Origin of the sequence: Paenibacillus sp. A3 (genome assembly GCF_001399685.1) — a bacterium.
Taxonomy (GTDB): domain Bacteria; phylum Bacillota; class Bacilli; order Paenibacillales; family NBRC-103111; genus Paenibacillus_G.
The window spans coordinates 21019-33323 of sequence record NZ_JTHN01000116.1; the positions used below are offsets into that span (position 1 = coordinate 21019).

General features: G+C 33.9%; 7 protein-coding genes. All 7 read left to right on the forward strand.

The annotated features are described in order from the left end of the window. Positions 1-123: 123 nt before the first annotated feature. Positions 124-3771 (forward strand): hypothetical protein, encoded by a 3648-nt coding sequence (locus QJ48_RS18140; RefSeq protein WP_054974960.1) that lies wholly within the window; start codon positions 124-126, stop codon positions 3769-3771. Positions 3772-3833: 62 nt separating this feature from the next. Further along, positions 3834-5897, forward strand: a complete 2064-nt coding sequence (locus QJ48_RS18145) for an ATP-dependent endonuclease (protein WP_054974961.1) — start codon at positions 3834-3836, stop codon at positions 5895-5897. Further along, positions 5894-7792 carry a UvrD-helicase domain-containing protein gene (locus QJ48_RS18150; protein ID WP_054974962.1) on the forward strand — a complete coding sequence of 633 codons (1899 nt, stop codon included), beginning with the start codon at positions 5894-5896 and terminating at the stop codon, positions 7790-7792. Before QJ48_RS18145 ends, QJ48_RS18150 begins: the two co-directional genes overlap by 4 nt. Positions 7793-8100: 308 nt before the next feature. Beyond that, positions 8101-8736, forward strand: a complete 636-nt coding sequence (locus QJ48_RS18155) for a PD-(D/E)XK nuclease family protein (RefSeq protein WP_157261679.1) — start codon at positions 8101-8103, stop codon at positions 8734-8736. A gap of 317 nt (positions 8737-9053) precedes the next feature. Further along, positions 9054-10229 carry a DUF262 domain-containing protein gene (locus QJ48_RS18160; RefSeq protein ID WP_054974964.1) on the forward strand — a complete coding sequence of 392 codons (1176 nt, stop codon included), beginning with the start codon at positions 9054-9056 and terminating at the stop codon, positions 10227-10229. Next, positions 10207-11268: a DUF3696 domain-containing protein gene (locus tag QJ48_RS18165; protein ID WP_054974965.1), complete on the forward strand. Its 1062-nt coding sequence runs from the start codon at positions 10207-10209 to the stop codon at positions 11266-11268. The genes QJ48_RS18160 and QJ48_RS18165 overlap by 23 nt, the downstream gene beginning before the upstream one ends. A gap of 2 nt (positions 11269-11270) precedes the next feature. Then, on the forward strand, positions 11271-12137 hold the full coding sequence (locus QJ48_RS38335; protein ID WP_054974966.1) for a hypothetical protein: 867 nt from the start codon (positions 11271-11273) through the stop codon (positions 12135-12137). Positions 12138-12305: the final 168 nt, after the last annotated feature.

Below are 12305 nucleotides of genomic sequence, written 5' to 3' on the forward strand. Positions count from 1 at the left end.
CTCACGTCTAACCTATCATGAAAAGCTTTGAAGTAAGATTGTAAGGAATCAAAAGAATAACCCTTATAAATTCCAAATTTCGCCGCGGTTATAAAGATAATCGGAACGGAATGGAGATGCTAGATGGTTGGTGAAATTTTTAGAATATTAAGTTCTTATAATAGTTTCCCATTGATTGGTAAACTGGCAGCACTGAGGTTAATGCCTGAGAATGCAGATTGTCACTTAAGGTTAGATCTATTATGCCATTGCGTAACATCTTTAACTCCAGACAAAGCAAAGGGTGATATTAGTGAGAATGAGTTAAATGATATATGTAATAATTTGGAAAAAATAGGTTTGGAATTCCTGATCAATTATATGTATCCTAGCGAAAATTTATTTACTGAAAATGTCCATTTTATTGGTGGGGGCTACAATGTATTCCCGGGGATATCTCTAAATAGCGCTTTTCAGCTTAGACTACTTATTAACGGGCTTTATAAGATAAATTTAGCAAATGAACAAAAAGAATTTATAGATAATATTTTTCTTGTGGTTCATACGATACTATCATTAAGTCATGAGATGTTAAAAAAAGCAGGGCTTAATTATGGAGTCTTTGTACAGAACGAAGGTAATTTTGAAATCAAGGTCCCTTCAAAAAACGAATTAGAAAAACTCGTAAGCGCAGTTACATTCACAAATTCTGAATTATCAGAATTAGAATTGGAAATTGATATATTAAATGAATTTTGTTGTGAATTAGGTTCAATTAAAGAAGACTATGAACCCGACCAAACGATATTAAATCTGAAGCCGTTAGTAAAATATCAGGATAATATAATAATTGTTTCTCCTCATTTAATTCTTTCATCATTGATTCATTATATTTTTTGTAAAGCGCAAGAATATAATTGTCTGAATAAGTTGGCTGCTGCTATAAGTGATGCTGCCGAATTAAGCTCGGAGATGTCAATGCAAAAGATGGGTTCCAACCTGTTAGCCGACTTAAATACGGATTATTTCTTTCTTAAAGCAGGGATATATAACCTGGATTCCGATAAAGTAGCAGTAACTTTGACTGTTACTGATCCCCTAGATGATTACGATTCAAATCAAATGTTCACAAAGGCAAATGGGAATTATGTATCAACGGCACTGAAAAATACTATTGTAAATACTATTGAATTTTTAGGTCAGCAACCGTCTCCCCCCAAATCTATACTGTTCATAATAGCAATTCAAAATTTTGGCCGAGAAATATCGTTATCGATAGACCAGGAATTCGGGTTTCCATTTTTAGTTATAAATTTAGAAAGTTTATCTGTGGTTTCTACGCTAGAACAAGACGAAGTTCTAAGGCTCTATAAGTATGTCATTTGCAAAGAGCATTTTAAGAATAATGTAGATTTGGTGTATTATGACGAATTAGATTTATTTCATTTCTATCGGTCGCAGGGCTATCAATTTAGATTGCCAGTAGGTTCAGAAAAAGCAGCGTTATTCTTAAGGACAAACACTGGACTCCCATTAAAGCAGGAGGCTTTTTTACATTCGAGAATACATGCTGTACCCTCGCGATACAAAAATATAACCGTCGAAGTTTCTTCAGTATATTCAAATAGCCAGATACCTATATATTTTTGCAATGTGTCAAAAGAAATCCTGAAGGAGCATTTTGGATTTGTTATTGAGATAACTTCTTCTCGATGGATTTGGGTTGTTCCCAAAGAGAATATAATAAATGAATTCGAAATGAAATATTATTATTTAGTTATTGACATGCTTACGTATTGGATATGGCAAGTTTCTTCTCACTTAGAGGCTATCAACCAATTTCCTTATGAAACCATAAATGTTGAGGTTAGCTTAAATGATATAGAGGAATGGGATCGAGTATCCGTTAATTATGACGAGGGGTGTAATCCCTTTTGTTCAAGTTCGTGCGAAAATAATATCTATTTAAGTATTGGAAAACCCTTCGCGGCTTTACTGTTTAGGGCGGATAACTTAGCTGAGAAAAAATCAATGATGCATTTGCTTCATTGTATGGCAGACTTGTTTGAACGGGAAGGTATTTTATTGGAGAGACAAGTACTTTTAGAAGAATTAGAGAGAGTAATGCTTCCTAAAGAGAAGAAGAAAATAATTGTGACCAATCCTGGTCAATCCGAGCTTACACCTATTGGGTTACTACCGCCTTTTAGACCGATTCAACCAGAAGACGAAAATGGCATTATAAAGGAAATTTCAAGTTTTGTGAAAGAGAAAAAAATTTCACCTGAGAATTTAACCGAGAAAGAAAAAAGTAGTTTATTAAATGAAATAGTAGGGTTCCTTTTTCGAAAATTAGAGAAAGAGATTGCACTTTTTGAGCCTCATACATTAATAAATATGCTTATTATATATAATGATTCAGCAGTAAAGAAAAGAATGACATCAGATTTAAATGTTCCGGCATTTGTGGCATGTTACCCAGAGGGGGAAAATGCACTTAAACAAATTGAAAAAGAAACAAAGGAGCTCAATCAAGCTAGTGTAGCAATTAGATTCCTGATCGAATATGTTGCTGCTTCTCCACCAAAAGGGAACCATGATTTTACATTAGAAAAGTTTGATCGTTTACTCGCAATTGCCTCACGGATTATTTCCCTTGGTCAAGAAAGTGATCTAATTAGATATAAACTAGGAAAAGTTGATATCATAATTGAGAAAGATGGAGGATTTAGTACGCGAGCAAGTAAGTTTGCCGATATTTATAGCAGTTTTTATTATTCTATTATAAAGGGAGAAGTACATCAAAGAACGGAGAATTTTAAATATAACTGGATTGATTCTGAGGACGGAGTAAAAGAAGATGAATCGGCTTTCGTACAGTTTAAAGCTGGTTTTAATAAAGAATTTGGATTGAATTATTTTGATTTCGTGCAGTTAGCAGGAATGTTTCTGGAAATATCTATTCGAAGAGAAGTGCCTGACGTTTGCGAGCCGATTGATAAACTGAAGTTAGTCGCTAAGAAGAATTATGGTATAGCAGAAGAAGTTTTTGATCAGTTTGTTGCCATAATGAGCTTATCAAAGAGGAGTTCTTTTCTTAATCCCAGCAAACCGTTTGAAAAATATGACGTTTGGCCTTGGAGATTCAATAGGGAATTATCTTACTTACGTAGGCCATTAATACTTCATGATGATTTTTTAATTTTTAGTTATAACCATTTATATAACTCTTTGTATTATTTCGTCAGTTTATTTTTTAATGGTACTTTTAAAGCAAAATGTCTAGAAATGAAGCAGTATATCAGCAAGTATGTTAACGAAACGGGAGAAAAATTTAATCAAAAGGTAGAGGAGTATTTTAGATTAAATGGCGATCTCATTGTTAGAAGCCAGGTTAAAAAAATAGGGAAACATAAAATTCAAAGTGAAAACGGAGAACTTGGGGATATAGACGTGTTGGTTATAAACCCTAAGAAAAGAATTATTTGGTTAGTTGAATGCAAAGATTTGAATCGTGCGAGAACTCCATATGAAATTCATCACGAACATTGTAAACTTTTCATCGATTCAGTCGGTGACAGTTGTATTGTTACTAAGCACAAAAGGCGTGCAGATTGGCTCGAAAGAAATTTGCAAATAGCTTTGTCCAATTATAATATCGAAACAAATAATTTGAGGCAGTGGAGAGTTATGCCATTTATTGTGATAAGTAACTCAATGATTAGTCCTATTTTATTCGATTCTAGTATTAAAGTAATTTGTCTTGATAAATTAGTTGAAATGGAATTCTAAAAGTTTGTTATATTCAGTTTCACTTGTAAAAAATAGATTTTAATTGGAAGGATTGATGTTCTATGAATATTACAGAACTTAGGATTAAAAACTTTAGAAGTTTTGGAAGTGATGATAGGCCTATAAAAATTGATCGTTTGACAACCGTTATCGGAGCTAACAGTAGCGGAAAAACTGCATTAATCCATGCATTATTAAAGCTATTTGGGGTAAATCCAAAAGATAGACAGCTTTTAAGGAGTGATTTTCATGTACCTTATAATAAAAAGCCTGAGGAACTATCTGAAGACAAAAAGCTTTCTATAGAGGTGAAAATTGAGTTTCCCGAACTAAAGAAAGCGGGTATAGGCGATAACACTGTACCATCATTTTTTAAACAAATGATGGTAGGTGAGCCTAAAGAAATTCCTTATCTTAGAATTCGACTTGAAGCTACGTGGTCTCAGGTGGAGATACCTGAGGGGGAGGTAGAGACAAAATTATTTTATGTCACTGTACCCTATGGTGATGAAGAAAATGAGGAATCTTTAAAACCAGTACCTGCACATGATAAATCTCTGATACAAATGATTTATGTTCCTGCAGTTAGAGAGCCTGCTAGTCAATTAAAGAATGCCTCAGGAACTATCTTATGGCGTCTTTTGAAATACATTGCTTGGCCAGAGAATACAAATACTGAAATACAGAAGAATGTACTACCTCTTGAACAGTTTCTTGAAAGTGTCGGGGGACTAAAGGAGGTTCGAGAAGAGATGCAGAAGGCGTGGAATAAGTATCATCGCGATCCAAGATATAGAACTACAGATATTCAATTTAGTGAAACTTCTTTGGATACTTTGCTTAAGAATATTAATATCCGATTTTCGCCAACTGAGGATGTAACTAACTATTCAATTGATCAGTTGGGAGATGGCCTACGATCGTTGTTTTATATTTCTTTAGTTTCAACACTTTTGGAAATCGAACAAAAAATAATTAATGAGACCACAGGTAAATATAAGAAAAAAAAGGGGCCCAACGCTCTAACCATTCTAGCAGTTGAGGAACCGGAGAATCATATCTCTCCACACTTGTTAGGCAGAATTACAGCAAATTTACGAAAAATATCGACAACAGATAATGCACAAGTTATTATTACCTCTCATAGCGCTTCTATTGTTAGAAGAATAGAACCTGAAGAGATTAGGCATACAAAAATAATAACCAGCGGATCAAAAAAAGGAACAACCTCTATCTCAGAAATCAAGCTTCCTCCTGAAAAAGATGAAGCCCATAAGTACGTCAAAGAAGCGGTAAGGGCCTATCCCGAGCTTTATTTCGCGCAACTTGTAATTCTTGGCGAGGGCGATAGTGAGGAACTAATAATTCCAAGATTACTTGAGGTTGAAGATATAATTTTAGATGACGAAACGATATTGGTAGTTCCACTCGGAGGAAGATATGTAAATCATTTTTGGCGATTGTTAAAGCAACTAGATATTCCTTATATAACCCTTTTAGACTTAGATCGTGAACGTGGGGGAGGGGATTGGACACGGATAAAATACGCAATAAAACAACTATTAGAAAATGGTGCTGACCCTAAAAAACTACTCCTGATGGGAGGGAAAATGGTTAGCAAGGATATTATTGAAGTAATGCACAAGCGAACAATGACTAAACAAACGGGTTGTAACTCAATTAAAAATATGGAGAATTGGATTAAAAAATTAGAATCGTATAACGTGTTTTTTTCTTCGCCGCTAGATATAGATTTTTTAATGCTACAGTCGTTTACGGAGGAATATAAGGCAGTGGCTCCTCAAGGACCTGATTTGCCTGAAAAAACAATAGACCTTGATGGCTATAATGAAGCGGTCTCCAATGGGGTCAGAGCTACTCTAAAGAAGAAGAAGGATGCTACTGGATTTGGCTATACGTTTAGTGATGAGGAAAAGGAATTAATGGTGTGGTATAACACACTGTTCTTGGGGAGAAGTAAACCGAGTACCCATATAGAAGCACTTGTCAAGATTGAACCAACCCAATTTTCGGCGAATTGTCCAAAACCATTAAAGAATGCAATTAATGCTATAAAAAAGATTTTGGAAGAGAAGAATGCTATAAATAACAAGGAGAAAATATGAGTAACACTTCAGGCGTTAAAAAATGGTTACCGGCAGATAACATTAGGCTTGAGAAAGCAGCTGAGCGAGCAGTTTTCAGTGAAACTAATTTATTGGTTACTGCTGGTCCTGGGGCAGGTAAAACTGAATTACTTGCACAAAGAGCATGTTACTTACTCCAAACAGGAGTATGTAGGTCACCTAAAAAAATCTTGGCAATTAGTTTTAAAGTTGATTCTGCTAGCAATTTAGAAAAAAGAGTGTTAAAAAGAGTTGGGAAAGAACTATCAAAAAGGTTCGAATCTAGAACATATGATTCTTTTGCTAAAAACCTCCTAGATCACTTTAGAAAGGGATTAGAGGAGGACTATTGTCCAGATCAGGATTATGCAATAATAACGACAAAAGAAGAACTTAAAGAACTGGTTGTTACCATTTTTAGAGACAGGTACCCTGTTCAAAAAATTAACTATGGTGACTTATTGGGTATGTTGGCAAACGATCAGTTGCCTTTAAAAAATATAAATAATAACAATAATGTTTATGATATGTTGGTTAATGAATTATGGGCAGTAATGCCCAAAGGGTCAGGCAACTTTATATCAACATTAACATTTCCAATGATTACTAGATTGACCGAATATTTAGTGAAAACTAATAGCTACATAAAGAACGCACTAAGAACAACTTACAGTCATGTTTTTCTAGATGAATTTCAAGATACAACATATTTTCAATATGATTTATTAAGGGAAATTTTCTTGAATTCGAATGCAGTCATAACAGCAGTGGGGGACAACAAGCAAAGAATAATGGGCTGGGCCGGTGCATTAGAAAATGCTTTTGAAGATTTTAAAAATGATTTTAATGCAAGTGAAGAACAATTGATCAGAAACCATAGATCAGTTCCTTATTTGATAGATATTCAAAATTATTTGGCTAAAGATCTCGATCCTAATGCAGCTAAAGTAGAAACGCCTGTAAAATCAAAAAATGATAAAGGGGAATGTCAGGTTTGGAAATTTACAGACCATTATACAGAAGCAATTTATTTGTCGGACCAAATACAAGTATGGTTAAAAAATGATTCAATTAAGCCTCGAGATATTTGCATTCTCGTTAAACAACAAGAGGAAATATATGCAGATGCGATGATGTCGGAGTTGAAAAAAAGAAATATAAAAGCTCGTGTTGAGAAGGAATATCAGGATCTACTATCAGAAGACTGTGTCACTTTATTAATACATATGATGAAGCTAACAGTTACTCATAGGTCTCCTGAGTCTTGGCAATATGTCTTTGATACTTTAATGCATTTAAATTCCTTTAATGAAGAGGATTCAAATAAAGTATACGAGTTGGATGAATTACTCTCAAGATTTATTGATAAGTTAAAATCTGACCTTATTAAGGTCAATTCCCCGAAGGCGTTAGATATTTTTTTCTTTGACATGTTTAATTTTATTGGTATTGACCGATACAGTTCGTTTTATCCTCAGTATAAAGGAGGAAAGTACCTTTCTAAATTAGTAAAGAGTTTTTCAAAGAAAATTTCTAACTCGTATCGTTTATTACGCGATTGGGAGCAAGCTTTAAATGATTTTATTGGTGAAAACACTATACCAATTATGACTATTCATAAAAGTAAGGGACTCGAATATAAGACAGTGATCTTTATTGGTTTAGAAGACGCTGCGTTTTGGAACTTTGTGAACCAATCAGAAGAAGATAAACGAGCATTTTTTGTAGCTTTTTCAAGAGCGAAGGAACGAGTCATTTTTACTTACAGTAATAAAAGAATAGTCAAACGTTACGATGAGTTAAGAAATTTACCTCAGAACTCAACAAATATTTCTGAGATTTACAATAACCTCAAACAGGCTGGTGTCGATATTATTGACATGGTAAATGTTTGAATGGAAGTAGGAGGAATAATGCCTTTTGAGAAAAAAACTTATCCGGATTGGTCATGGTCATTATCCCGGCATAATGTATTTGAGGAATGTCAGCGCAAGTATTTCTACAATTACTATGCATCACATAATGGTTGGTTAAAAGAATCCCCAATAGAAAATCAGGTAGTGTATAGACTGAAACAAATAACAAATTTGTACCTTATTTTCGGAGAATCTGTGCATGAGATAGCTCAATACATAATTAGTAAATATCAAATCAAATCAAATCAACACAACTTGATTTTATTATAAATGAAATTCGAGGAAGGTTGAACAAAGCATACAAAGAATCTTTAAATCGATCTGAATGGGAGAAGTATCCTAAAAAAAATATAATGTTGCATGAGATGTATTATACACATAAGTTACCTGAAAGTGTTACTGAGATAATAAAAAGTAGAATTAAAATTTGTTCAGAGAATTTTTTGAAAAGCAACACGGTAAACGATTTTTTAAATAGAGAGATCAATGTAATTGAATTGGAAAAATTGAATATAATTAAACATAACGGATCAGATATTTTCGTAAAACTCGATGTATTGTTTACTTGTAATGATGAATGGATCATAACTGATTGGAAAACTGGTCATGAAGATGAGAAGAATGAATTGCAAGTAAAGTTGTATGCATATTATGTCCATAAACTATATGGTATTCCATTAGAAAAAATTAAAGTTCGTACTGAATATTTACTTACTGGTGAATGTGTTTCAGAGGAAGTTAGCGAAGATGAACTCGATGAGTTATTTCAATATATTGATTTGAGCATAAACAAAATGAAAGAATTATTATTCGATAAAGATAAAAATATTCCACATTCGGTCGATAAGTTTGCAGCTACAACCAAACCGATAAGATGCAAGATGTGTAATTTTAGGGGGATATGTGATGTTAAACTTAATTAAATTGTTTTATAAATAATATTTTAGTGCGCCGCGGCGGTGGGAACTAAGTAGTTATCCCTAATTATTACCACATGGGGATGTTTATCTGGTTGGGATTATCGGAATAACCTTGATATGAATGTTTTTAGGGTTGGTTGAAAAAGTAAAGGTGAGCTTTGCGGTCAGAACCACAAAGCCTTTGAAAGAGACTTTGACATTACCAAGGAAATCAAATTGAAGGATTAATAGATTCGCAGATTTTAGAAATAGAATGAAAACATATTAAATCAGGTATAATATAATTATAACCTGATTATTTGTTATAAGGATGTGAGTACATGACTGAGCATTCGATGAATGAGCCTGATGAAGTGACATCTGATTTGGTTGAAGAGCTAGATGAGTCGGATGATTTATTCGGGTATGATTATCAGCAAGAAACAGACATTTATCCAGATGTTTCAATAAAGGTTGAGCGGGAATATTACTCAATTTTTGAGATGAAAAGAAAGCACTCAAAGAAGCAAGTGATTCTCGACCCTGATTTTCAGAGGGAAGATGTTTGGAATATCAAGCAAAGATCTGAATTAATCGAGTCAGTATTAATGGGGATCCCCTTACCTATTTTTTATCTTAATGAAACCAAAGATGGTCAATTGGTTGTGGTGGATGGTCGACAAAGACTCACTACTTTTTTTCATTTTTTTGATAATGAGTTTGCTCTACAACAATTAACGATATTGACCTACTTGAATGGAATGAAGTTTCAGGATCTGAAAGATAATTTTCAATCTAAGCTTGAGGATTATCAAATTATCGCTCAAGTCATAAAACCTCCAACTCCTGAAAGGGTTAAGTTTGATATTTTCGATAGAGTGAATCGAGGAGGTACCCGACTTAATCAACAAGAAATGCGTAATGCATTGTATCAAGGTAAAGCAACAGAATTATTAAAAAGATTAGCTGAGAGCAAGTCTTTTCTTGAAGCAACAGGGTATTCAATAACGAAAATTAGAATGAAAGACAGATATATGATTCTAAGAATGGTTTCTTTTTATCTATGGAAGACAGGTCAATTATTGACCGCGGGCGGACAGTTGCTAGATTACAAACCAAAAGAGTTAGATGAGTTCTTAGGCAGATCCATGGAACGAATCAACTCAATGAATGAAGAAAAAATTAAAGAGATTGAACAAATATTCCATAAATCTATGCTCAATAATATAGTTATATTTGGAAATCGGGCATTCAGACGTACATATGGTGATAGGAGATACCCTGTCAATTTAATATTATTCGAATCATTTGGTTATTTATTTGCACATTTTGATGAACAGGTTTGCATTGATAATGGTAGGCGCATAAAAAATAGAACAAATGAGTTATTGAGCGATAATTATTTCAACGACTTGTTATCTACTGATCGGGGCAGGGGAGTTGTAATTCCTGCGGTGTATAAAAAAATGGACGAATTAATTCGGGGGATAAAAGATGATTTGCAAATTATCGATTAGTGGCTTAAAAAGTATTGATCATGCTGAATTTGAGTTAGAACCATTTACCTTATTAGTTGGAATGAATTCTTCAGGTAAATCTACAGTCATTCAATCTTTATTACTGGCAATTCAAAATATTACTGAAAAACAAAAGTCCCCATTAAACGGACAGCTTGTGGCGCTTGGATCTCTGAATGAGGCGACTAATTTTATGTCAAATGCAAAAAAGATTCAAATTGCACTTACTTCAGTAACTGAGGAACTATTGACCCTTGAGTTGATTGAGGATGATCAGCAAGCATTATGTAATGTCTTGGGAGCTAGTGACGGCTTAAAAGATTATTTACATAGAAGAAATAAAAGAATTCACTATTTGGCGGCAAATCGGATTGGTGCACAAGACACTTACTCTAAAAGTTATAGTCATGAAGATGATTACGGCTCCTTGGGAGAGTATGCCATAGATTATTTTGAAAATCACAAAAAGGACATTATTGAAGCTGATCTTATGAAGGATGTCGAAATTGGTAGTACGTTAGAAATTCATGTTAACTACTGGATGAGTTACATTATCAACGGACAAGTATCTACTGAAGATCTTGAAGGCACAGATAAAGTAAAAGCCCAGTTTCAGTATGTTGGAAATCGTAAGGTGAGACCCAAAAATATTGGATCGGGCCTTAGCTATATTGTGTCAATTATAATCGGTATCCTATCTGCAAAAAAAGGTGACTTATTTATTATAGAGAATCCAGAAATTCACTTACACCCAAGAGCACAGTCTCGTTTAACAGAATTATTTGCTTTTGCTGCAAGACAAGGTATTAGATTTGTTATCGAAACTCACAGTGACCATTTATTTAATGGTATTCGTAAGGCGATATATAAAAAACATATTGAAAAAGAGTTGGTTTCGGTATACTTTTTCCAACTTGATAAAGATTTTATAAGTCGGCCTTTACGTATACAATTTCATGATAATGGTAATGTTGCCAATCATCAACCTGGACTATTTGATCAATTCGACGATGATTTGGATGAAATGTTGGGGTTATAACTATGGAAATAGTACTGAATGAATTGTCACTAGATGGTCAATATGATTCGATACCTTCTTTTTTGGATTCACTAAAATCTATGATAAGAATCCAAAAAATAATTGACTCTGCGAATGCAACAACATTGTTACGACATCATGAACTATACACTCGACAAGTTACAAGACAACACACTTTACAACAAGTAATTACTGACAATAGCATAAAAACTACGAATGATATTCGAGCCTTCAAAAGATTTCTAAGGGATTTAGCAAATGAACAACCATTTTGGACGGAGTCCCCGAAGCATAGTTATAACGATAGCTATACTTGTAATTTTGATATCATGCCACATGGTCACGCACTAGCTGAAGCTTGTGAACGAGATGGAATCATTATATCTTTTGAACATAATAATTTTCAAAAAGAAACATTGGATATATTCAAAAATGGGTCCCTAATTACTTTGATAAATATTATTAACCCAGTGACACTCTCGAACTTGTTGTGGGAGCACAAACAAATAACAGACCCCGCCATTTTTTGTCGCTATAGATTTAATGGAACTAAGCTTTCATTTGATTTGCTAGAGATTGAGTTTGGATTTAACGAATTGCAACAAGAAGAAATTAAAGCTTTCCTGTCATCATTTGAATTTTTTGTTGAACTGTCGTGGGATGACATAGGTAGAAGTGATGGCTTACAGTACAAGCCATACTCTCCTTCTTCTAAACATAACGACTGGTTTAGAAATTCGCCATATACGGGGAAGGACATCTATAAGTTCAGGACCAGTCAAAAATATCGTTGCTTTGGTTTCCGTGAAAATGAAGTGTTTTTTGTATTGAGGTTTGAGCGTGATCACGAGTATAGTGACAACGGTTAGTAGTTGAAAGTTAAAATAAAAGCTTCCTCGTTGTTAGCAATTTAAGAAGTTAACTTAGGGATATAGAGTATAGTGTTCAAAGTCCGAGCGTTTAATAATTTTTTGGGATTGTATCCCTGAGTCAGTTTATGAACTTCTTCTCCGAGTCTAACTAGTGCCCCATCAGGC